This is a genomic window from Pseudoalteromonas undina, assembly GCF_000238275.3.
Lineage (GTDB): Bacteria > Pseudomonadota > Gammaproteobacteria > Enterobacterales > Alteromonadaceae > Pseudoalteromonas > Pseudoalteromonas undina.
On sequence record NZ_AHCF03000001.1, the window covers coordinates 69,844 to 92,236 of the forward strand.

Annotated in this window: 20 protein-coding genes and 1 pseudogene; 9 read left to right on the forward strand and 12 right to left on the reverse strand. The window is 40.1% G+C overall.

What is annotated here, in order from left to right; genetic code table 11:
• The first annotated feature begins 8 nt into the window (after positions 1 to 8).
• On the forward strand, positions 9 to 542 hold the full coding sequence (locus tag PUND_RS00350; RefSeq protein ID WP_010392580.1) for a S8 family serine peptidase: 534 nt from the start codon (positions 9 to 11) through the stop codon (positions 540 to 542).
• Positions 543 to 595: 53 nt separating this feature from the next.
• On the opposite strand, the gene PUND_RS00355 is transcribed toward PUND_RS00350, so the two are convergent.
• Complete coding sequence (locus PUND_RS00355; RefSeq protein ID WP_010392582.1) at positions 596 to 1,066, reverse strand: DUF2721 domain-containing protein; 471 nt, start codon at positions 1,064 to 1,066, stop codon at positions 596 to 598.
• Between the two features lie 191 nt (positions 1,067 to 1,257).
• Here PUND_RS00355 and PUND_RS00360 point away from each other — a divergent pair, with 191 nt between their 5' ends.
• From PUND_RS00360 to PUND_RS00370, 3 genes are all read left to right on the forward strand, one after another.
• The gene (locus PUND_RS00360; protein WP_010392583.1) at positions 1,258 to 3,429 is read left to right on the forward strand and encodes a S9 family peptidase; all 2,172 of its coding nucleotides are present in this window, start codon (positions 1,258 to 1,260) and stop codon (positions 3,427 to 3,429) included.
• Between the two features lie 166 nt (positions 3,430 to 3,595).
• On the forward strand, positions 3,596 to 3,961 hold the full coding sequence (locus tag PUND_RS00365; RefSeq protein ID WP_010392586.1) for a DUF4870 domain-containing protein: 366 nt from the start codon (positions 3,596 to 3,598) through the stop codon (positions 3,959 to 3,961).
• Positions 3,962 to 4,036: 75 nt separating this feature from the next.
• Positions 4,037 to 4,477 carry a YqaA family protein gene (locus PUND_RS00370; protein WP_010392588.1) on the forward strand — a complete coding sequence of 147 codons (441 nt, stop codon included), beginning with the start codon at positions 4,037 to 4,039 and terminating at the stop codon, positions 4,475 to 4,477.
• On the opposite strand, the gene folX is transcribed toward PUND_RS00370, so the two are convergent.
• From folX to ycaO, 7 genes are all read right to left on the reverse strand, one after another.
• Positions 4,454 to 4,810 carry a dihydroneopterin triphosphate 2'-epimerase gene (gene folX / locus PUND_RS00375; RefSeq protein WP_008108994.1) on the reverse strand — a complete coding sequence of 119 codons (357 nt, stop codon included), beginning with the start codon at positions 4,808 to 4,810 and terminating at the stop codon, positions 4,454 to 4,456. The two genes, PUND_RS00370 and folX, sit on opposite strands and share 24 nt — an antisense overlap.
• A gap of 3 nt (positions 4,811 to 4,813) precedes the next feature.
• Complete coding sequence (folE, locus tag PUND_RS00380; protein WP_008108996.1) at positions 4,814 to 5,368, reverse strand: GTP cyclohydrolase I FolE; 555 nt, start codon at positions 5,366 to 5,368, stop codon at positions 4,814 to 4,816.
• A gap of 24 nt (positions 5,369 to 5,392) precedes the next feature.
• Positions 5,393 to 6,112: a dihydromonapterin reductase gene (gene folM / locus PUND_RS00385; RefSeq protein WP_008468539.1), complete on the reverse strand. Its 720-nt coding sequence runs from the start codon at positions 6,110 to 6,112 to the stop codon at positions 5,393 to 5,395.
• A 126-nt stretch (positions 6,113 to 6,238) separates the two neighbouring features.
• On the reverse strand, positions 6,239 to 7,075 hold the full coding sequence (gene nadE, locus PUND_RS00390; protein ID WP_010392594.1) for an ammonia-dependent NAD(+) synthetase: 837 nt from the start codon (positions 7,073 to 7,075) through the stop codon (positions 6,239 to 6,241).
• A 73-nt stretch (positions 7,076 to 7,148) separates the two neighbouring features.
• A complete protein-coding gene (locus tag PUND_RS00395; protein ID WP_010392596.1) occupies positions 7,149 to 7,781 on the reverse strand; it encodes a YceH family protein in 633 nt (210 codons plus the stop codon).
• 41 nt (positions 7,782 to 7,822) lie between these two features.
• Positions 7,823 to 11,161 (reverse strand): ATP-binding protein, encoded by a 3,339-nt coding sequence (locus PUND_RS00400; protein WP_010392598.1) that lies wholly within the window; start codon positions 11,159 to 11,161, stop codon positions 7,823 to 7,825.
• A gap of 117 nt (positions 11,162 to 11,278) precedes the next feature.
• Complete coding sequence (gene ycaO / locus PUND_RS00405) at positions 11,279 to 13,039, reverse strand: 30S ribosomal protein S12 methylthiotransferase accessory factor YcaO (protein WP_010392601.1); 1,761 nt, start codon at positions 13,037 to 13,039, stop codon at positions 11,279 to 11,281.
• Between the two features lie 156 nt (positions 13,040 to 13,195).
• On the opposite strand from ycaO, the gene PUND_RS00410 reads away from it, so the two are divergent.
• From PUND_RS00410 to PUND_RS00425, 4 genes are all read left to right on the forward strand, one after another.
• Positions 13,196 to 15,484, forward strand: coding sequence for a penicillin acylase family protein (locus PUND_RS00410; protein ID WP_010392604.1), 2,289 nt, complete (start codon positions 13,196 to 13,198; stop codon positions 15,482 to 15,484).
• A gap of 75 nt (positions 15,485 to 15,559) precedes the next feature.
• A complete protein-coding gene (locus tag PUND_RS00415; RefSeq protein WP_010392607.1) occupies positions 15,560 to 16,408 on the forward strand; it encodes an MBL fold metallo-hydrolase in 849 nt (282 codons plus the stop codon).
• 89 nt (positions 16,409 to 16,497) lie between these two features.
• The gene (locus PUND_RS00420; protein WP_010392609.1) at positions 16,498 to 18,030 is read left to right on the forward strand and encodes a bifunctional GNAT family N-acetyltransferase/carbon-nitrogen hydrolase family protein; all 1,533 of its coding nucleotides are present in this window, start codon (positions 16,498 to 16,500) and stop codon (positions 18,028 to 18,030) included.
• Positions 18,030 to 18,347: a DMT family transporter gene (locus PUND_RS00425; protein ID WP_010392612.1), complete on the forward strand. Its 318-nt coding sequence runs from the start codon at positions 18,030 to 18,032 to the stop codon at positions 18,345 to 18,347. The genes PUND_RS00420 and PUND_RS00425 overlap by 1 nt, the downstream gene beginning before the upstream one ends.
• Positions 18,348 to 18,377: 30 nt before the next feature.
• Here the strand turns inward: PUND_RS00425 and PUND_RS00430 are convergent, their stop codons facing one another.
• Complete coding sequence (locus PUND_RS00430) at positions 18,378 to 19,259, reverse strand: DMT family transporter (RefSeq protein WP_010392614.1); 882 nt, start codon at positions 19,257 to 19,259, stop codon at positions 18,378 to 18,380.
• A gap of 242 nt (positions 19,260 to 19,501) precedes the next feature.
• Between PUND_RS00430 and PUND_RS00435 the strand changes: the two genes are divergently transcribed.
• Positions 19,502 to 19,885: an MAPEG family protein gene (locus PUND_RS00435; protein ID WP_010392617.1), complete on the forward strand. Its 384-nt coding sequence runs from the start codon at positions 19,502 to 19,504 to the stop codon at positions 19,883 to 19,885.
• Between the two features lie 74 nt (positions 19,886 to 19,959).
• Here the strand turns inward: PUND_RS00435 and PUND_RS00440 are convergent, their stop codons facing one another.
• From PUND_RS00440 to PUND_RS00450, 3 genes and pseudogenes are all read right to left on the reverse strand, one after another.
• Positions 19,960 to 21,171, reverse strand: coding sequence for a M56 family metallopeptidase (locus PUND_RS00440; RefSeq protein ID WP_010392618.1), 1,212 nt, complete (start codon positions 21,169 to 21,171; stop codon positions 19,960 to 19,962).
• Between the two features lie 9 nt (positions 21,172 to 21,180).
• Positions 21,181 to 21,554, reverse strand: a pseudogene (locus PUND_RS00445) (BlaI/MecI/CopY family transcriptional regulator).
• 111 nt (positions 21,555 to 21,665) lie between these two features.
• Positions 21,666 to 22,355, reverse strand: coding sequence for a pseudouridine synthase (locus PUND_RS00450; protein ID WP_010392624.1), 690 nt, complete (start codon positions 22,353 to 22,355; stop codon positions 21,666 to 21,668).
• Positions 22,356 to 22,393 lie beyond the last annotated feature (38 nt).

Here is a 22,393-nt window from a genome sequence, read left to right on the forward strand (position 1 = left end):
TTATAAAGATGAAAATTAAACAATTAATCGTATTAGGTGCTGCTGCGTGTATTTCGTTAGGTGCAACAGCAAACACTAGTTCAGATAAAGAGCTTCAGTTTCCTAAAAAACAAGTAGCTAAATTAAACTTTGATAATGTAGATTTTGGTTCTTATAAAGTTGAAAAAAATCTGCGTTTAGTACCATCAAGTGTAGCTTCAGATGATCATGTCGTTATGCGAAAAGGCGAGATTACAGTAGTCAGCGTAGAAACATCGTCGGATATAGTGACTAAAGGAACATTAGTACGTAACATTTTTACTAATAACCTAACGTCACTATCAGGCAATATTACTATTCTTTTAAAAGATGGAATGAGTGCAAGTGATGTTGCTTCTGCTGCAGGTTTGAAGGTCGTATCTTTATTCCCAGGTACCAAAATAGCTGTTTTAGCTGTAAATGACGGCCAAGATATTTTAGTTGCGTCAAAACAGCTAAAAGCATCAGGCTTGATTAAAGAAGCTAAAATAGAAGTGCTTGAAACAATTTATACAGCGCAGTAATCTGTTTTAGATAAGTGAAACCCCGAGTAGCGTAATTGGCTCGGGGTTTTTTATTAATCGTTTATATCAATATCAGCGAAAATCATCCCTCGGCGCATACTGCGTGTTGCTAAGAACACCTCCCCCAGTAATGACATAAATGCACATATTAGTAATGCCATGGCACCAACAAAGCAGCTACCAATAGTGACACCTAAGTTAATCGATTGTATGTGTGATAAAAACAAAAGCATAACCACGGCACATACTAATAATGCGCTTAAGACACTTAAACTAAATGCAATATGGATACACCGAGAACGCTTTAGGAGTGCTCTCAGCTCAGTAGTTAAAGACAGGTTAAATTCTTCATCAACACTGACCTTTAATTTTCGTTCTAACTGTCTGGCTCTGTCAGTAATACGCGCCAAGCGATTTGATAATACCCCGAGAGTTGCAGCAATCCCCGTAATTAAAAAAACGGGTGCAACCGCTGTTTGAATGACTTTAGCCATTGTTAAAATGTTAATTACGTCGTTGTTCATTTTTATCCTTATTAATTAGCAGCATGAAGAGGCTATATAATGCTACTTCGTTATTGTTAGGATAACTGAAGTCATAAACATATAAAAAGAATTTCTAGGCTCCCTTTTTACATAGCTTCACAAACTAAATTTCTGTGCTATTAAATATTAGGTATATTTAATAAAAATAAAAACTACAGAGATTCCAATTAATGAAACACACCCCATTTGTTCTTACTTTTATATCCTTAGCTATTTTAGGGGGATGTAATAAAGCCCCTGATGTTGAGCAATCAGCAAAGGTTGAAAATGTAGCTGCTCAAACCGAAGTCATGCCGCCGATTGCGAAGAAAGTGCCATATGAAATGACAATTCATGGCGATACTCGCATCGATGATTATTATTGGATGCGTGATGATGAGCGTAAAGCTACTAAGGTGATTAGTTACCTTGAGGCTGAAAATGCTTACACAGATGCAATGCTTGCGCATACTAAAACACTGCAAAGTAGTTTATTTGAAGAGCTTAAAGGGCGAATTCAAAAAGATGATGACTCTGTTCCAGTAAAAGACGGAGAGTACTATTACTCGTCGCAAACTCGCGGCGATAACGAGTATGCTACTTACTTACGCAGTAGTGATTTTGCAGGCACCGATCAGGAAGTTATTTTAGACGTCAATGAACTAGCTAAAGGCCATGACTATTTTGCAGTTAGTGGTCTGAGTGTCAGCCCAAATGATAACTTAATGGCGTATGGTGAAGATACGGTGAGCCGCCGTGTTTACAATATAAGAATTAAAGATTTAAGCACTGGTAAATTATTAGAAGACACGCTTGAAGGCACCAGTGGTTATGTTGTGTGGGCGAACGATAATAAAACTGTTTATTACATTAAAAAAGATGCGCAAACCTTACTCGGTTACCAAGTTTATCGTCATACGCTTGGTACACCACAAAGCGATGATGAGCTTGTATACGAAGAAAAAGATACGAGCTATTACACTGGTATGAGCAAGAGCAAAGACGGCTCAGAAATTTATATTTGGCATAGCAGTACTGATGCATCGGGTTTGTCAGTACTTAGTGCAAACGATGTAAATGCTAAGCCAAAGCGTTTAATTGAACGTGAAGCCAACCTTGAATACAGCATTTCCAAATTAGGCAATACCTATTACATTGTGACCAATTTAAATGCGGTTAACTTTCAACTTATGAAAGTCGATATTGATAAAGCCGGCGACAAAGCGAATTGGCAAAGTGTGATCCCTGCGCGCGAGGATATTAAACTTGAAGGTGTTGAGTTATTTGATGACTACTTAGTATACCAACAACGCGAAATGGGCCAATCAACACTGATTGCGCGTAATTTAACATCGGGCAAAGAGTTACCACTAAGCTTTAACGACAGTGCATATACAATTAATGCGTACGGTAATAACGAATTAGAAAGCGATACGCTGCGCGTTTACTACACCAGTATGACCACTCCGGGTTCATCTTATGATGTTAATTTGGCGACTGGCGAAAAAACATTATTGAAGCAACAAACGGTATTAGGTGACTTTAACGCGGATAACTATGCATCTGAGCGTATTTTTGTCACAGCACGCGATGGCGTAAAAGTACCGGTGAGTTTGGTGTATCGAAAAGAGCTATTTAAAAAAGATGGCACTAACCCATTATTGCAATACGGCTATGGTTCGTATGGTGCAACAATGGATCCTAGTTTTTCTTCTGCACGATTAACGTTGCTTGACCGTGGTTTTGTATTTGCCATTGCCCACGTACGTGGTTCGCAAATGTTAGGGCGCCCGTGGTACGAAGCGGGTAAATTACTCACTAAAAAGAACACGTTTAACGACTTTGTAGATGTTACTAAGTCATTGGTAGCCCAAGGTTATGGCGATAAAGAGCAAATTTTTGCCCAAGGTGGCAGTGCTGGTGGTTTATTAATGGGCGCAGTGGCAAACCAAGCGCCTGAGCTATATAAAGGTATGGTGGCTGCGGTTCCATTTGTTGATGTGGTTACTACTATGCTTGATGAGACTATTCCGCTTACAACTAACGAGTATGGTGAGTGGGGTAACCCTAACGAGAAAGAATATTACGATTATATGTTGTCGTATTCACCGTACGATCAAGTTAGTAAACAAGACTACCCTAATATGTTAGTAACAACAGGTTTGCACGACTCACAGGTGCAATATTTTGAGCCAGCAAAGTGGGTTGCAAAGCTGCGTGACTACAAAACAGATGATAATAAACTACTATTTAAAATAGACATGGAAGCCGGCCATGGAGGTGCGTCTGGTCGTTTTAAACGCTTGGAGGACACGGCACTTAACTATGCATTTATGCTTGATTTAGCAGGTAAAAATAAGTAATAAAATAAAAGCGTAGCTTTTTAAGTGACCCCCAGTAGTTGTATATTGTAATTACTGGGGGTTTTTTATATTTGAATTGCCGCCAATTAAAGCTGCTTGGTATTAGCGCAAAATAGTAATAGTATATTCAGTTAAATTACGGTGTTTTACGAAAAGGGAAAATGTAATGGAACAAAATCAAGAGATTAAAGTCGTCAATAAAGATGACCGCACCTGGGCAATGCTATGTCATTTAAGTGCATTAGCGGGGTTTATTGTGCCATTCGGCTCGGTGCTAGGTCCCCTTATTATCTGGCTAATTAAAAAAGATGAAATGCCTATAGTTGATATACACGGTAAAAAAGCGCTTAACTTTCAAATTACCATGGCTATAGCTTACTTTGTGTGTTTTTTACTAATTTTTGCAGCTGTTGGTTTACTACTGTTACCTATGGTCGCTATTTTTTCATTTGTGATGGTGGTTATCGCAAGCGTAAAAGCCAACGATGGTAAAGAGTTTAATTACCCCCTTAGCTTAAATTTAATAAAATAAGCGTTTTGATTTAAGTTAAAAAGTCGTTCAAACCCAGCTTAATTGCTGGGTTTAGTTTTTATTCATAAGGGAAAAATGCTCTATATAACATTATTTTTTACAGCATTTATATCGGCTACGTTATTACCCAGCTCGTCTGAAGTGTTGATGGGTGGGATGATAATGCAAGGTAATACTAACTTGTGGCTAATTTGGTTTGCAGCAACCTTAGGCAATGTATTAGGCAGTTGTGTTAATTATTGGCTTGGAACACAAGCATTACGCTTTAAAGATAAAAAATGGTTTCCAGTTTCTGAAAAAGGGCTCAAAAAAGCGCAAAAGCAGTTTAATAAATATGGAGTATATAGCTTACTGTTTGCGTGGTTACCTATTGTTGGCGATCCACTAACTGTTATTGGCGGCGTGTTTAAAGTGCGCTTTAGTATGTTTTTAGTGCTAGTAACACTCGGCAAAGGGCTACGTTATTTAGCTGTGATAGCCCTTGCCGTTGGATTATTTGTGCCAGTCCAGAGTTAGCGACACAGAGTCTGCAAAGCGCAGCGCATGAGGTTTATCCACTCGGGCTTTGGCGTAATTTACACTTGGGTGCGAGTGGCAAACAGCAAGAATTTCAGCAACTAATTTTTCTAACAATAAAAAGTGACCCTGTTCAACTAAGCTAATTACTTCTTTAGTAATTACCTTGTAGTTAAGTGCTTGTTCTACTTCATCAGTTTCACAAGCTTGATCAGCCGGATAATGAATTTCTAAATTAATGACTACATCTTGTTTTTTTTCACGTTCATCTGGATTAAAGCCAATGAACGTGCGTAGCCGTAAATTAGTTACATTAATTATTGCGTTTGCCATAGATTATCCTTTGATCAGCTGTAAAAACTCATTACGTGTTTTCGGATCGGCTCTAAAGTTTCCTAGCATTACCGAAGTACGCATGCTTGAGTTTTGCTTTTCTACACCACGCATCATCATACACATGTGCTTTGCTTCAACAATTACACCTACACCTTTTGCACCTGTTACTTCTTCAACCGCTTTGGCAATTTGATGGGTTAGTTGTTCTTGAATTTGAAAACGGCGAGAGAACATATCCACAATACGTGCAAACTTAGACAAACCTAATACTTTGCCATCAGGAATATAAGCAATGTGACAGCGGCCAATAAATGGTAATAAATGATGCTCACACATAGAGTAAAGCTCTATGTCTTGTATTAATACCATATCGTCAGCATCTGAGGTAAATACTGCATTATTAGTGATTTCGTTAAGCGTTTGGCGGTAACCTTGAGTTAGGTACTCCATCGCTTTTGCAGCGCGTTTTGGAGTATCGAGCAACCCTTCACGTTCTGCATCTTCACCGACTGCGGTTATAATTTTTTGATAGCTTTCTTTTAATTCGTTATGCATAAGTTTCTCGTTTATTTAGATGACTTACTTAAGATGGCGACCACCATCAACAGGTAAAGCACGGCCTGTGATGTAATGGCTGTTCAGTAGTAGGTCGATACTATTGATAATTTCTTGGCATCCAGGTTCGATACCCATTAATGATTTTTTTAAAGTTTTAGCGCGATACTGCTCATCATCATGTTGATTAAAAATAATTAATGATGGTGCGACTGAATTCACTTTAATATTCGGTGCATATTTAGCACTAAATGATTTGGTTAAGTTATCCAAGGCGGCTTTACTGGCCGCATAGGCTAAGTGCTTTGGGCTACCAGTTTCCACTACGTAATCAGTTAGATGAATAATGTCAGCGGGCTTTGCATGAGACGCCTGATAATTTAATAGTAAATCTGCACAGCGTAAGTTTACCAAGTACGGTGTTTTTGCATGAATGCGCATCATATTGTCAAACAGCTGCTCAAACTGAGGGTTGTTAGCTTCACAGTCCCAGCTTGATGCATTATGAATTATCGCGCTTAGTGAGTCAGTCTGTGCTTTAAGTAATGTAATAAAAGTATTAATACCCTCATCAGAACTAAAGTCAGCATAAAGACAGATCGCCCCTTGTTGTTCTAGCAAATCTACCGCTTTATGGCGGGTACGATAAGTAATAATGACCGCTTGCCCTTGGGCTATAAAATGCTGTGCAAGCGCAAGTCCAATACGTTGTCCTGCGCCAGTAATCAAAATAGGGGGGGTCATAAAATATAAAACTCTCTGTTGGCAAGCGTTAAGGTTAACCGTTAAAATTTAAGCCACTTATTTTCACGCCATTTTTACGTAAAATATAAGCGGCTCGATCAGTTAAATCACACTTATAATATTGATTTAAAAAGCATCGTATATTGTTGGAATAGGCTGGCGCTTATGTTGCGTGCGTTGGTAAATTGCAATCAGTGTTTGCTCCACATGCTCAGAGACTGGTTTACCTTCTAAAAAGTCATCAATTTCTTCATAGCTTAAGCCTAGTGCTTCCTCGTCAGTTAAACCTGGTCTATCACTTTCTAAATCGGCAGTAGGTGCTTTTTCAACTAACAAAGCAGGTGCACCTAATGCTGTTGCCAATGCTCTAACCTGACGTTTAGATAGACCAAACAAAGGTGCTAAATCGCAGGCGCCATCGCCAAACTTAGTATAAAAACCAGTAATGTTTTCGGCGCTATGGTCGGTACCTACAACGAGCCCTTGGCAAAACCCAGCAATTTCATATTGTGCAATCATGCGTTGGCGTGCTTTCACATTGCCTTTAATAAAGTCTATTTTTTCTTGTGTTGGCAATGGCTGATTATTGCCAGCTAAAGTTGCCATCGTTTGCTCGTGCAGTGCGTCGGTTGCAGGCTGAATATTGACTGTCATACGGGTGCTGGGTTTAATAAAATCAACCGCCATTTGTGCTTCGCTTTCATCTGCTTGCACTCCATACGGTAAGCGCACAGCAATAAATTGATACTGTGTATCTTGGTGTTCTTGATTAAGCTCATCAATAGCAAGTTGGCATAATCGGCCACAGGTTGATGAGTCTACACCGCCACTAATACCTAGTACCAGTGAAGTTGAGTATGCGGCTTTTAAACGTGCTTTAATAAAATTTACTCGGCGTTTAATTTCAGCGTTAACATCAATACTAGGCTGAACTTTCATTTCAGCCATAATTTCTGCGCGCATGGCCCGCTCCTTAAAGTTAAAAAGTTTTAATGCTCAAAAAAGAATAGCTATTATGTGATTTCAAATTACACAATTAAAGCCCTATATACTCTTTTATTTGTTTAAGTTGAGCTTTTAGTTCGTTAATTTCAGCAAGTAGATCATTGAGCTCTTGATTTTTTAACTCGTCAGTAATGGTCTGTGTTGCTATTGGCTCATCGTTTTCTGCAGAAGGTGCTGTAAATAAGTGGATATAACGGCTATCACGCTTACCAGGCTCACGGGGCAGCTTTTTAACATGGCTATTTTCAATCAATTGTTCAAGCGATATTTCAACGTCGTCAACATTGGTAAAGTCAGCTAAGCGAGCACAACGGGTTTTTAATTCACCGGGTGTTTGAGCTCCCCGCAATAATAATAAACATATAATGGCGCGTTGTTGTGCGTTAAATTGTAAGTGGCTAAATTGTGTATTACAAAAGCGATGGTCGTATTTAGATACACGTCCACTGAGACCTTCATCTTCTGTTACCAAGCGTAAGTCGATTAATTCGGCAATGGTAGCCTGAACTTGCTGTTGGCTTAATTCGAGCAAAGGAGCGCGATTTGATTTTTGATTACAAGCATTCGTTAAGGCATTTAATGATAGCGGGTAATGTTCAGGCGTTGTTGTTTGCTTTTCCAATAAACAGCCAATAACTCTTTGTTGTTCAACTGATAACTGCATAATATCCCTTACTTCATCGATTCTATTTTAAGCTTACACTGTTATTTAGCGCTAAGCCATTGTTGCAATTTAGCATGCATAGCAGGGCCATCGAGAGGTTTACTTAAATAGTCGTTCATACCGGCATTTAAACATTTGTCTTTATCTCCGCGCATTGCATTAGCCGTTAGTGCAATAATGGGGATGGTTTGATTCTCTAGACCCGCGAGGCCCTCTCTAATAGCCATGGTAGCTTGGTATCCATCCATAATAGGCATTTGGCAATCCATTAGAATAAGTTGATAAGTGTTTGCGTTTGCTTGGTTTAATTTCGTTAGTGCATCCTCGCCATCCTCTGCAATATCAAAAGTGAGCTCGGCTTGTTTTAATAATGCACAGGCAACTACTTGATTTACTTTGTTATCCTCTACTAACAACACATGGCCTTTCGCTTTTTTAGGTGTATTAATCGCTGGAGGGAGCGCTAACTCTTTGGGCTGTGCTGCCAATGTTACTTTTACCAGCGTGTCATACAAACCAATAGCGGTGAGTGGTTTAAAAATTAAGGCTGCTTCATTGTTTCCATAAAATAAATTGCTTTTTGAATAGCTCATTGGAGCCATAATCAGAATATGACTGTTCACTAAAAAATGTTTCAACTTTTCAGCCAAGGGGTGTGCTACAGGCTCCAAAAAGCTTGTATCAATAATTGCCACATCCGGCGGTGTTTGTTGATTATTAGTTATATAAGTTTCAACCTCTTTATAATCACACACAGCACTGACATCTGCGCCCCATAGCGTTAATTGCTTTTCGATGATGGTGGCATTCATCTCGCTATTATCAACAATGAGTATTCGCTTTGCTTGTATATGTTGGCAATCTAAATCAAATGCTTGGTCTATCACTGAGGTAATGTTGACTGAAAAAGTAAAGGTGCTGCCTTCATTAGGTAGGCTATATACACTTACTTCGCCTCCCATGAGTTCGCACAGCTGCTTAACTATTGCCAAGCCTAAACCGGTGCCGCCATATTGGCGGGTTGTTGATGCATCAGCTTGAGTAAAAGAATCAAATAACTGTTTTTGCTTCTCAAAACTAATACCAATGCCGGTATCAATAATCGCACATTCTAAAGTCGTATTGTCGAGAGTTTTTTCTATAGTAGCGGTTACTAGTACTTGTCCGTTTTGAGTAAATTTAACGGCATTGGCAATCAAATTATTTAAAATTTGTCGCAATCTATTTGGATCGCACACAATCTCACTGGTGCTTACATGCGTAGTATCTAAAATCAATTGGGTGTTATTGCTTTCGGCCTTGAGCGCAAACGACTCCACAATTTCGCCGAGTAATTGTGGTAGATTAAATTGAATGCTTTCTATGTCTAACTTACCAGCTTCTATTTTAGAAAAGTCTAAAATATCATTAATAATCCCTAATAAAGATTCTGCTGACGACTGGGCAAGTTTAATATGATGACGTTGTTGCTGATCAAGTGAGGTCGCCTGAATGATATTAAGCATACCTAACACCCCATTCATCGGGGTGCGAATTTCATGACTCATGCTGGCTAAAAACTCACTTTTAGCGATCACCGCTTGTTCAGCGGCTTCTTTTGCCATTACTAGTTCTGCTTCCGTTTCTATGCGCTGTTCACTAGAGTAAAGGCTTCCTATTAGTGCGCCGATTGCAATTAAAAAACCTTCTTCGTTTTGCGTCCATGCTCTAACGCTTGCTTGTTCTGCGCATACAACACCAATTGATCCGCTGCCTGCGGGGATCATTACACAGAGCATTGCTTTTATAGATGAAGGTTCTAGGTAGCTTTTTGCTAAGGGTGCGAGGCAAGCTTGTTGTTGAGCATTCTGGGCGCTAAAAACGGCTTTCTTTTCTAGGGTGGTAAAAAAATCAGGAATGTCTTGCTGGCGCCAAGGGGTATTATTATCACTGTTATTTTGGCTATAACTTGCAATAGGACTCAGTTGAGTTTTATGCTTATCAAACAAGCGGATGCTTACTGTATTCACTTTAAGTGCACGACACACCGCACGAGTAATTAGCTCTTTAGATTCGCTTAATTTACCATTTAATATGTGGTCGCTAATTGTTAGCGACGCTAAAGTTTCGTTAAAGCGGGCTATTTTTTGATCTTCTATTGCTACCTTTTTACGGGCATCAATATTTTGTAATGAGCCGAATATTCTGATGCAGCGTCCATTTTTATGCTCTGCTTCACCATGTATGAGTGCCCAAATTACTTCGCCTTTGGCATTAATAACTTCAAGTTCAGCCTCGTAACTTTCACCGTATTTAACCGCTTTAGTGATCAGTTCAGCCGCCTTATCTCTGCTTTTTCCCTCTTTAAAGTAATATAAATCGGATGACCATTTAGGTTGCTCATCTAAAGGGTATTCAAATATCTTTTTGGTCATGTCTGACCAAAATACCTGTTTTTTTTCTAAATCAAATGACCATGCACCTACTTGAGCTAGGTTACTCATTACCTCGAGCATTTTTTCGTTTTCGTGTTCTCTATTGAGCATTTTTAAAAACAATAAAAACGCAAAAATAAGCAAACTTAAAATAACACTAATAACAATACGTAATGGCCAGACAGACGACGATGCTGGCTGCCAACCTGTTTTTGGCACTACATAGAGCTGCCAAGCACCGCCTTGGAAATTTAGATTAAACTCAAGCGGATTTTGGCTTGTAATTTCTGGGTCACCAAAGAAAAACTCACCTTGCTTACCTAACCCGTTACGTCCTTGAATGGCAACGGTGTATTTTTTTTGTAATTCGAAAATCCCTGCGTTGTTATAGACTTTTTCTAGATCGAGCACCACAGAAAGCAGCCCCCAAAAAGATTGGTCTTCAGGTAAATAAACCGGCACTCGTGCAATCAAAGCTTCACTGCCTTGAACTAACGTGAGCGGTCCAGCCATTACAATGGTATTAGTATCGCGTGCTTTAATAGCATCATCGCGTTGCGCTTTATTTTCTAAAAAATTGAGTCCAATGGCTTTTTCATTCCCTTTAAGCGGGTAGGTCATTGTGATGACCATATTAGGTGCAGCACCAATATTGCGTAGTTCGTTAGAGGTGTTAAACAGTGGGGCGGCAATTTGCCCAAAACGTGTTTGGCTTAAATTTGGCTCAGCAGCAACGGCTACAGCCAAGCCACGTATTAACTGAATATTTGATACCAAAGTAGCTTCAAGCTGGGCTCTGTAGGCACTGACTTGAGAAAGGACTTGTAAACGGTAAGCATCTTTTGCCCGATTATAATTAAGCCGCTCAAGCACTAAGCTAGTTATTACAAGTAAACTGATTGCAAATAAAAAGGTAAGCTTAAAATTATAAATGGATGTGCGTTTACTTTTGCGTTGTTGCCACATAGGGTGTAATTAAATTGTTAATATAGAAAGCTTAACTATAGCTAACTAACACTAGAAACAAAAATGGCGCAGTTAAATATGCGCCATTTTCTTTTTAACTATATACACGTTTAGATATTATGAGTCACTAACTTCGCGTGCCCAATGCTTCTGTTTCGCAACATGTAACTTGCGGTAGCCATCCAGTAATGCGGCGTGCTTTTTAAAGCCTTCAAGCGATAAACCTGGGAAAGTTAAGCCGTTAAAGCGTGTCCGACCTTCTGCAATCTCAATTGCAAGGGTGACATTATTAGCGCCAAACATAAGCCCTAAGGCGTCTTGGTAACTTGCATATTCACGTTCGTCATCGTATTTAATTTCTAAAATAGCTTTTAAACAACGGAAATGACGCATCGCGTCTTCATTAACTTGGCCGGTATGTAAAATCCAGTCAACCCAATCAATCGCTTCTTCGCTGCCTGCGGCTAAGCATAAGTGTGCTTTCAGTTCACCAATACGTAGAGTATGCCAAGGCGTATCGGCATCGGTTGCTAAGCCAATGAATTCAGCAGCGCGAATAATATCGCTGTGACCAGCTTCTTCGAGGTTATCGTAAATTTCCATCAGTTGCTCAGTATCATACTGATCAAGTGATAAGAAAGTTTCGCGGAATTTAGCCCCTTCGTTGTTATTACGCCAAATAAGCTCATCTACCGGATAAATATCAGACATACCAGGCACTAAAATACGACATGCATACACATTTAAGTGGGTGTAATCCATGATGTAGATATCATGGCCCATGCTGTGAATTAAATCAGTACAGAAGTTATATTCTTGCTCAGTTGAACCACTAAAGTCCCAATGTACAAATTCAAAGTCTGCTTCAGAACGGAAAAAGTCATGAGAAATTAAACCGCTTGAATCAATAAAGTGCAGTTCAATGTTTTCAGGTGTGGCTACTTCGTCGTTGTCAAAAGTGGCAGGTTGAAATACGTCTAGTTGATCTAGACGACGACCTTGCAGTAATTCGGTAACGGTTCGCTCTAGCGCCACTTCAAATGAAGGATGAGCACCAAAAGAGGCAAACACAGAGCCATCCACTGGGTTGATTAGCGTAACACTCATTACAGGGTATTTACCGCCAAGTGAGGCATCTGCAATACGTAAATGGAAGCCATGGCTACGCAATTCTTCACAGGCTTCATGAATTTTAGGGTATTGTTTTACCACATCTTCAGGCACGAGCGGTAAGCTAATACCTTCAGCAATAATGCGATTTTTAATGGCGCGTTCAAATACCTCAGATAACCCCTGTACACGGGCTTCAAATTTAGTATTACCAGCACTCATACCGTTGGATACAAAAATATTACCAATCACGTTCACCGGAATATAAATATCTTGGCCGTCGCGCTGGCGGGTATAAGGCACAGTACAAATACCACGCTCAAAATTACCAGAATTAAAATCATAAAGGTGTGAGGCAGTTAATTCACGCTCAGGATCGAAGTAATCCCATAAGCTTTCATCCATAATCCCTTGTGGTACTTCATCTTCTGCTACTTTAAACCACTTTTCGTTCGGGTAATGAGTAAAGTCACCATTGGCAAATTCTTCACCTAAGTAAAAATCAGCAAAAAAGTAGTTACAGCTTAAACGCTCAAAATATTCACCTAGCGCAGAAGCGATAGAGGCTTTATCAGTAGCACCTTTACCGTTAGTAAACATCACACCACAGTCGCTATCTTTTATATGAACTGAATAACAGTTTGCTACAGGGTTAAGCCATAGCGCTTCTTCGATATTAATATTTAGCGCTTTTAGCTTGTTTTGCATGGTAGAGATAGACGATTCTAAATCGCGGTCTTTACCTTTAATAAATGTTTTTTCAGTCATTTTGATCTCAACTAGGTCTGCACAATACATGAACTGTGTATTATCGTGGATTTTGATGTTTATTTCACCCTTTACCCGCTTTTCGTAGCGTTTTTAATAGAACGATTATGAATATATGCTAATAATAGTTTATTGAAAAAGTTGAAGGGTATATTTATGTTTAAAGTAATCAAGCGGTTGCTATTGGTTTTTGTGGTTTTAGCGCTTGGGGGGACCGCCATTGTATACGGCGTGTTGACTCTAAGTTTACCTACCCTTGATGGTAAAGGCCGAAGCGATGCGGTAACGCAGCCAGTTAAAGTTGCTCGAGATACGCTTGGCCAAGCTGTTATCACTGCAGCTACTCGCCACGATGCTGCCTATGGCTTAGGTTATGCTCACGGGCAAGATCGCTTTTTTCAAATGGATTTACTTAGACGTAATGCCGCAGGTGAGCTCAGTGAGCTATTTGGTAAAGCCGCGCTCGCTCTTGATAAAAAAATGCGCTTTCATCAATTTCGCAAACGCAGCCAAGCGATTTTAAAAACTCTCCCTGAAGCCGATAAGCAACTACTAAAAAGCTATGCACAAGGTGTAAACGAAGGACTTGCGCAAGTAGGGTACCCAAGTTTTGAATACCTACTTACAGGGGCTGAGCAACAACCATGGCAAAGCGAAGATAGTCTGTTAGTTATTTTTAGCATGTATTTAGATTTACAAACTGCGACCTTTGAGCGCGACCAAGCTTTAATTCAAATACAACAGCAATATGGCGCAAAAATGGTTGAATTTTTAACCCAACCAAGCCAATACCAAGCAGCATTAGATGGCAGTGTTTTAGCACCTTATACCCAAACTATACCCCAGTTACCAACGCAGCCATTAGCGGCGATTAAAAGCATTACTGCTAATTTAGAAGTAGGCAGTAATAACTGGGCAGTGACCGCAGATTTAACTAATACTCAAGCTGCGATGCTTTCAGATGATATGCACTTATCAATGGCGGTGCCGGTTATTTGGTATCGAGCGCAGCTTAATTACACTCATAACAATCAAGCTTATCAGGTAACCGGTGTTTCGTTACCAGGGGCGCCAGCTATTGTGGTTGGCAGTAATAATAAAATTGCATGGGGATTTACTAATGGCTATATAGATACAGCCGACTGGGTTGCACTAACGGATAGCAGTAAAACATGGCAAGTAAATGAAGTGATTACCTTGGATAATGGCAACGATGAAATCTATCCCTTAACGCTAAGTGAGTATGGCCCTGTTAAATACATTAACAATCAGCCTTATGCCTTAAGTTGGGCTGCGCATCAGCCGTATGCCGTTGATATGCAATTGTTACAACTTGAGCAGGCTGAAACAGTGGATGATGCCCTTAATATTGCAAGTAACGTGGGTATTCCGGTACAAAACTTAATGGTGGTAGATAGTCAAGGCAGTGCAGCTTGGAAACACATGGGCGGTATTCCTGCACGAACAGTACCCAGTGAGTTAGCCATTAATGAAAGTGAATATTCAGCAACTTGGCAGCAAAATGAAGTTATTCGCCCGTTTGTTAAAAACCCTGAGAGTGGGCGCCTATGGACAGGGAATTCGCGAGTGGTCTCTGCTGAGGATAATGCGCGTTTTGGTAATGGCGGCTATGCCCTAGGTGCTCGTGCGACGCAAATACGCGATCGGTTGTTTGAAAAACAGCAGTTTAACGAAGGCGACTTTTACCAATTACAGTTAGACAATCAAGCGCGTTTTTTAACTCCTTGGCATAGCTTATTACTTGAGCAGTTAAAACAGCAGCCAGAACACAATGCAGATTATATCAATGCACTGGATAACTGGCAGCAATGCGCCTGCTCAACCTCCGTTGGTTATACCTTAGTAAAGATGTATCGTGATGAACTAATAAATATTTTATTTAGTAGTATTGAAGCCAGCCTCAATAAGCAGGATGGTACATTGAGTTATGTAAAGCGCGATTTAGAGCCCGCTGTTTGGCAATTAATAAAAGCGCAGCCAGCAAGTTGGATTAACCCGCAATTTACGAATTGGGAGCAGCAATTACAGGCAGCTTTTGAGCAAACTCTTGCGCAGTTAACAGCAAAGTTTGGTAATAACATTCAAAACTGGCAATGGGGTAAAGTAAACGAATTAGTGATTGAACACCCATTTGCTAAACAAATACCTCTATTGAGTAAGCTACTTAATATGCCTACCGCTCCAGGGTTTGGTGATAGTTATATGCCTGCCGTACAAAAAACCAGTTTTGGCGCATCGCAGCGATTTATTGCCCAACCTGGACATTTAGAAAGTGCCATTTTAACAGTGCCTGGAGGGCAATCAGGGCACCCGCTTTCTGAGTTTTATCGAGCCGGTTTTGATGAATATGTAGAAGGAAAGCACACCCCATTGTTACCGCAAACATTCATGCATCAAATTGAAATAGTGCCTATCAACGACTAGCTTTGGATGCAGAGTGAGCTAAATAAGTTGCTATCACGTTTTATAACCATGATTATTAATTATAGGGTTACAACAATGAAAAAATTACTACCGGCATTAATAACGACTTTACTACTAAGCAACTACGCGGCGGCGGATGACAACCCAGTTACAGCTAAGCAACTGAGCGGGCATGTATACGTCCTATACGGACAAGGTGGCAACATTGCAGCCAGCGTAGGGGATGATGGCATATATATCATTGATGATCAGTTTGCCAAACTCTCAGCCGATATTAAAAAAACCATTAGCGACTTAAAGCCAGGCAGCGCAGAGTTTGTAATTAACACTCATCATCATGGCGATCACACCGGTGGTAACGAAAACTTTGCTAAAGCCGGAGCCCATGTTATTGCCCACAATAATGTACATAAACGCCTAAAAGAAAAACATGGCGAAGGGTCTGATTACCTACCACGAATTAGTTTTGGTGATGATTTAACACTGCACTTTAATAATGAGCAAGCGCATGTTGTGCATTATCAACATGCCCATACCGATGGCGATGCGGTGATTTTTTTCAATAATGATAATATTGTGCACATGGGCGATATTTACTTTAACTTTGGCAGCCTACCGTTTGTTGATGTAGACAGTGGGGGTAGCGTTGATGGTGTTTTAGCGGCGGTTGATGATGTGATTAATCAGATTGATGATAAAACCCAAGTTATTCCTGGTCATGGCCCGCTAAGTGACCGTTCAGGACTGATCACGTATCGTAAGCTGGTGCAAAAAGCGAAAGATGTTATGCTAAAAGCAATGCAAAATGACGCTAGTTTAGAGCAGGTACTTAAAGCAGATCCATTGTCAGAACTTGGCCTTGAATATGCTAATTGGTTACCTAAAGAGCGGGTAACCACACTTTTTTATCGCAGTTTAAAGTAGCGCAAAGCGCGAATAAAAACGCATAAACCTAATAAAGCTGAGCATGTGTTCAGCTTTTTTTGATTCTTACATGCCCCAAGGAGTTGCGTATGTCGGCAGAAAAAACCCATCTTGAAATTTGTAACTTAACCCGAGAACAATACCCACAAATTAAAACCTTGATGGACGAAGCTTACCCCGACCTAGGCGGAGCATGGCCAAGCCATACTATTTTTAGACTCATCGATCAGTTCCCTGAAGGGCAAATCGGTATTGTGGATGACGGCGTGCTGGTGGGTTTAGCGCTGAGTGTACAGGTAGATTATGCGCGCTTTTCAAACCCGCATACCTATGAAGATATTGCCGATGGCCACGACCGTGTATTTAGCGACACCACAGGGGATGCTTTATACGGTTTGGATGTTGCTATTAGTGAACAATACCGTGGCATGCGTTTAGGACGCCGTTTATATGATGCGCGAAAAGAATTGTGCCGTCAGTATAATTTACGCGCTATTTTAGCGGGTGGCCGTATTCCGCGTTATTACAATCACAGCAGTGAAATGACCCCGATGGAATACATTGCTAAGGTCGATCAAAAAGAGCTGTATGACCCCATACTCAGTTTTCAATTAGCCAATGACTTTCAGGTTAAACGATTATTGAAAAAATATTTACCTGAAGATCAGGAGTCGGTCGGTTATGCCACATTACTTGAGTGGAATAACATTATGTATGAGCCAACCGACACCGTTATTGAGTCAACTAAATCAATCGTGCGCGTAGGAGCTGTGCAATGGCAAATGCGCTGTGTTGAATCGGTTGAAGAAATGCTTAAGCAAGTTGAATACTTTGTTGATACGGTATCTGATTACAAAAGCGATTTTATTTTATTCCCTGAGTTTTTTAATGCGCCACTGATGGGATTAACTGAACAAAGTAACCAAACCGAGGCAATTCGGTATTTAGCCGAATACACAGAGACCTTTAAAAACGCCATGTCGCGTATGGCGATAGAATACAACGCCAACATTATTACCGGCTCAATGCCGCTTGCCGAAGACGATAAAATATATAACGTTAGTTATTTATGCCATCGCAGCGGTAAAATAGACGAGCAACGTAAAATTCATATTACCCCGCATGAACAAAATGATTGGGTGATCCAAGGCGGTGATAAAATTGCTGTATTCGATACAGATGCAGGCCGTGTAGGTATTCAAATTTGTTACGATGTCGAATTTCCTGAGTTGTCACGTATTTTGGCCACCCAAGGTTTGGATATTTTATTTGTGCCATTTTGGACTGACACTAAAAACAGTTACTTGCGTGTACGCCATTGTGCCCAAGCACGTGCCATTGAAAACGAATGTTATGTGGTTATTGCAGGCTCTGTGGGTAACTTACCTGAAGTAGAAAGCTTAGATGTGCAGTTTTCGCAGTCGGCGGTACTAACCCCATCGGACTTTTCATTTCCGCACGATGCCACACTAAATGAAGCCACCACCAATACAGAAATGTTATTATTTAGCGACTTAGATATGGATAAGTTAAAAATTCTTCACAGTGAAGGGACAGTGCGTAACTTAAAAGACCGCCGTCACGATTTGTATGAAGTGATATTGAAAAAGAGAGATATTTAATGGCGTGGATGTATTTAATTATTGCTGGGTTACTTGAGATTGGCTGGCCTATAGGGTTAAAAATTTCTCAAACCCCTGAAACTCGTTGGCAGGGCATCGCGATTGCCATTGCGTTTATGGTCGCGAGCGGCTTTATGTTGTGGTTAGCGCAAAAGCAAATATCTATGGGCACGTCGTACGCAGTATGGACGGGTATTGGTGCTGCTGGTACGTTTTTAGTGGGTATATTATTTTACGGTGATGCCGCCACGTTTGGTCGTATTGCTGGTGTGTTAATGATTATTTGCGGTGTGATCACCCTAAAAATTAGTCATTAAAAACGAGCGCAGGTTGATACCTGCGCTTTTTTAGCTGCTCGGCAGCATTACCAATATCGCAGCCACTGCAATCAATAATAGCCCAGCGCTATCTTGGCGTTTTAGCGGTTGTTTTAACCATAAAACAGCAATTAACATCGTAAAAAATACTTCTATCTGGCCGAGCGTTTTTACATAGGCAACATGTTGCAAGCTCATTGCGCTAAACCAACCTATTGATCCCAAGCAACTAAATATACTCACCGTACAAGTCATGCCCTTATGCTGAAACATAGTTTTAAATGTATCGCGTTCCTTTAAGGCAATATAAATACACAGCATTAGTGTTTGTAAACTAATAACAAGCAATAAAACCCATGCAGGCGCATATGGAAAAGCTATACCTGAGCTTAAACTGGCTTCTCTGATCCATGACGATGACAACGCAAAGGCGGTACCGCAGGCAAGTCCTGTTAATGCTGTTTTTAAGCTAAAGTGTTTCACATTGGCGATACCACTTAATAGCAATACCGCAATTGCACCAATAAACACGCCAAACCAACCAAGTAATGAAAGCGTTGAGCCAAAAAACAGCAACCCGAGTATGGCCGCCATAAGCGCTTCACTTTTAGCTAGCCCAGCGCCTACAGCAAAATTATTCATTTTAAATAATTTAACCATGAGTCCCGTGGCAATAATTTGCACTATGCTGGCACCAATAATGTAGCTAATAAATAAAGGGTTGAATGAAGGAAAGGGAGCATCTTGGTAATAATAAAGCGCATATAAATACAGCCCAGCAATAGGGCTTGCCACAATAAAGCGGGCTAATGTGACGCCAGCAATGCTCACATGAGCGCTTAATTTGCTTTGCAGAGCGTTACGCCATGACTGCATAAATGCAGCAAAAATAGTCAGTAAAATCCAAATCATCTTAAACAACATACAATAAGCGGAGGAGTAATTTAGCAGTACTGTGACATGAAAGCGACCATCAAAAAGGCATAATGAATATTCATCACCTGCGACAATTTGCCACAGTGACGCATTGCTTAAATCGGCTATAGTGTCTGGGATGTTACTGCTAGCCGCCAGAACTCAGGTTATTTATATTTGGCGGCTTTTTTCTATTTGCTGTGTTATTTTGAGTTATAAATAATAACTTGAGAATGATAATGACGACTTTATTGGTTTGCGCCTTAATTGCAGTGATCATGCCTTATGTTGCAAGGATCCCAGCTATTATAGAAATGAATAAGCTCGGTGGTTACGATAATAAACATCCGCGCCAGCAACAAACGCAACTTACAGGGCTCGGAGCAAGGGCGTTGGCCGCACATCAAAATTGTTTTGAGTCGCTAGCGGTATTTGCCGTTGCTTTGGCTGTGGTGTTAGGCACCAATAATGTTAATGCCGTAACCGAAACTTTAGCGATGACGCATATTGTGGCGCGTATTTTATTTTGTGTTTTTTATTACTTAAACCTCGATATTATTCGCTCGATCACTTGGCTGGTGGGAATAGGCACCGCTATTGGCATGATCGCCGTCAGTTTATAACGAGAATAAGCAAAAACCACAAAGCAAGCAGCCTAAAAGGGTGCTTGCTTTATAGTCTTAAACACTTATTCCCATTAATGCGATATGTTAACTCGCTCTATTAAATCACTTTTTGTAACTGTACTGTTGAGTGCAAAATCAAGTTGTATTAGTACGTTTTGTTGTCCCATTGATGAAGGCGTATATTGCCATTGCATCAGTGCTCTTTTTGCTTCTTTGTTAAAGACTGCTTCTGGTTCAGCTTTTACAACAGTAATGTTAGCTGTTTTGCCTGCTGGGGTTATGTCGTATTTTAATACCACTGAACCGCTAATGCCTTGTTCCGCCGCTTGTTTTGGGTAAAGCGGTTCGATTCGCATTACGGGAGCGATAGATGTTTCTTTTTTAGCTGATGCTTCAGGTTGCTTTGCTACAGCTAAGCCACTGAGCAAGCTTGCTGCTATAAGTAACAAGCTCCCTTTTGCTAGGCGTGAATGTGCGCCATTATGTTTGATATTAGTAAGTCGTTGTAACATGGTTTTTTTATCTCCGTAGTGTGAATAAGCCATCAGACCCGCTGGTGCATTTGCAGCGCAGTTTACTAAGGCTTTGCTGTATAAAATCTGTTGCTTTGTGGTTTTATTACTTAGTACCTGTTCATCACAAGTCAGCTCTTGTAAGCGTCTACAGCTTGCGTATGCCATCCAAACTAAAGGGTTAAACCACATTAAAATTGTAGCCAGTAATAGCAGCGCATTTGTTAGGTTATCTTTGCGTTTTATATGCACATTTTCGTGCTCTAAAATAAGCGCCAATGTAGCTTTATCAAACAGAGTATTGTAGTTGTGTGGTAAAACTAGCTTGCTATTTAGTACCCCAATTACCATAGGTGTTGCAACTTGATGGCTAGTAAAGGTTTTTACCCCTGAGCTTATTTCTGCTTGTAAATTTGTTACTTCACAAAGCTGTAGGTTGCTTACAAATCGGCGATGAATAATCCAAGTGGCGAATAAAAGCAGTGCCGTAATAACTACATAAAATAGCGCCCAGTTAATACTAATAGTGCTTATTAATGGTTGATTAGGAGTAATGATATAATGACTAATTGGACTGTTTTGTAATGGCCTAATTGCATTGGGTAAATTAGCGATAAGCAGCGAGGCTGGTATTAACCACACTAATTTATAAATAAGCTGCGAACCAATTGCTTTTAAGCCAAAGCGCTCAAGTAAAACAAATCCTGCAAACAACAGACTCAATAATAGCTGTTGCTCTATTAGCCAATTAAAGCTTGTTTGAATAACCATGAGAATCCCTTACTTTTGGTTTTTTTCCCAGTCATCTATGACTTTTTTAAGCTCGTTTATATCTTGTTGAGAGAGTTTTTCTGATTTTGCAAAACCACTTACCAACGGAGCTATACGGCCACTAAAAAACGCTCAATAAAGTTCTGGCTTTCTTTTTGGGTGTAATCAGCACGATTTATACAGGGGGTGTAAATATATTGGCGGCCTTCTTTTTCGAAGCTAAGCGCTCCTTTTTTAACTAATCGACCTAGTAAGGTTTTAATGGTTTTTTCGTGCCATTGTTTATCATCACTCAAGCGCTCAATAATTTGGCTGGCATTAGCGGGGTAGCTAATCCATAGCGCATCGAGTACTTCAAATTCTGCTTTTGATAATTCGATCATTTTATTGCCTACAAGTGTAATCTTTAATTTAAGACTACACTTGTAATCTATTTTTGCAAGTTTAATTTATATTTTTTAATCGCATTAAAGTGAGGGGGTAGCGTGAGCTTGTTAGCCTAAAATGTCGCTTTTATTAATTTTTATAAACTGGTTTTCAGGTAAATTTAAATGGTCTAACAGTAATTCACTTATTTGTACGCGGTATAAATCAATCACTTTGTAACCACAGTAATGCGCCATTTTACGAATTTGTCGATTTAGTCCTTGTTTTAAAATAATACTAAACTGATTGTCAGTGATTTTAGTCACCTCACACGGCAAAGTCATTTGCTTGTCGACAGGGACGCCTGCAGCCATTTCTTCGCAAAAATCCGCATCTAAAGGTTTATTGACGGTTACTAAATAGCGTTTAGGCTGATGAAAGTCAGGGTGGATCAGCTGGTTACAAAAATCCCCATCATTGGTTAAAATAAGCAATCCGCGTGAGTCTTTATCAAGGCGACCAATAGGGTATACCCGTGTTAGTTGTGGCAAGTGATGAATAAGGCTGCTTGGGTCGTGCTGATTGAGTTTACAATCAATTCCTACTGGTTTGTGATAAGCAAAGTAGACTAAATCGGCAGGGCCTTTAATGGCTTGGCCATTAACAATGACACTGTCGTTTTCGTCCACATGATCAATATGATTTGCGGGGCGATTATTAACCATGACCACACCTTCGTCAATCAAACGCGAGGCCTGCTTGCGTGAGCAAACACCGGCATGCGCTATGTACTTTGCGAGTCGAATTTTTGTATCCATGATAGCGCGTAATTAAAAAAATCTGATCGCGATTATAG

Coding starts and splice junctions, on each gene's coding strand:
- PUND_RS00400 (WP_010392598.1), bottom strand. CDS start 11,161: ATGTGGCAACAACGCAAAAGTAAACGCACATCCATTTATAATTTTAAG.
- folM (WP_008468539.1), bottom strand. CDS start 6,112: ATGACCCCCCCTATTTTGATTACTGGCGCAGGACAACGTATTGGACTT.
- folE (WP_008108996.1), bottom strand. CDS start 5,368: ATGCATAACGAATTAAAAGAAAGCTATCAAAAAATTATAACCGCAGTC.
- PUND_RS00365 (WP_010392586.1), top strand. CDS start 3,596: ATGGAACAAAATCAAGAGATTAAAGTCGTCAATAAAGATGACCGCACC.
- PUND_RS00370 (WP_010392588.1), top strand. CDS start 4,037: ATGCTCTATATAACATTATTTTTTACAGCATTTATATCGGCTACGTTA.
- PUND_RS00350 (WP_010392580.1), top strand. CDS start 9: ATGAAAATTAAACAATTAATCGTATTAGGTGCTGCTGCGTGTATTTCG.
- nadE (WP_010392594.1), bottom strand. CDS start 7,075: ATGCGCGCAGAAATTATGGCTGAAATGAAAGTTCAGCCTAGTATTGAT.
- PUND_RS00430 (WP_010392614.1), bottom strand. CDS start 19,259: ATGATTTGGATTTTACTGACTATTTTTGCTGCATTTATGCAGTCATGG.
- PUND_RS00415 (WP_010392607.1), top strand. CDS start 15,560: ATGAAAAAATTACTACCGGCATTAATAACGACTTTACTACTAAGCAAC.
- ycaO (WP_010392601.1), bottom strand. CDS start 13,039: ATGACTGAAAAAACATTTATTAAAGGTAAAGACCGCGATTTAGAATCG.
- PUND_RS00410 (WP_010392604.1), top strand. CDS start 13,196: ATGTTTAAAGTAATCAAGCGGTTGCTATTGGTTTTTGTGGTTTTAGCG.
- PUND_RS00440 (WP_010392618.1), bottom strand. CDS start 21,171: ATGGTTATTCAAACAAGCTTTAATTGGCTAATAGAGCAACAGCTATTA.
- PUND_RS00395 (WP_010392596.1), bottom strand. CDS start 7,781: ATGCAGTTATCAGTTGAACAACAAAGAGTTATTGGCTGTTTATTGGAA.
- PUND_RS00450 (WP_010392624.1), bottom strand. CDS start 22,355: ATGGATACAAAAATTCGACTCGCAAAGTACATAGCGCATGCCGGTGTT.
- PUND_RS00435 (WP_010392617.1), top strand. CDS start 19,502: ATGACGACTTTATTGGTTTGCGCCTTAATTGCAGTGATCATGCCTTAT.
- PUND_RS00360 (WP_010392583.1), top strand. CDS start 1,258: ATGAAACACACCCCATTTGTTCTTACTTTTATATCCTTAGCTATTTTA.
- PUND_RS00355 (WP_010392582.1), bottom strand. CDS start 1,066: ATGAACAACGACGTAATTAACATTTTAACAATGGCTAAAGTCATTCAA.
- folX (WP_008108994.1), bottom strand. CDS start 4,810: ATGGCAAACGCAATAATTAATGTAACTAATTTACGGCTACGCACGTTC.
- PUND_RS00425 (WP_010392612.1), top strand. CDS start 18,030: ATGGCGTGGATGTATTTAATTATTGCTGGGTTACTTGAGATTGGCTGG.
- PUND_RS00420 (WP_010392609.1), top strand. CDS start 16,498: ATGTCGGCAGAAAAAACCCATCTTGAAATTTGTAACTTAACCCGAGAA.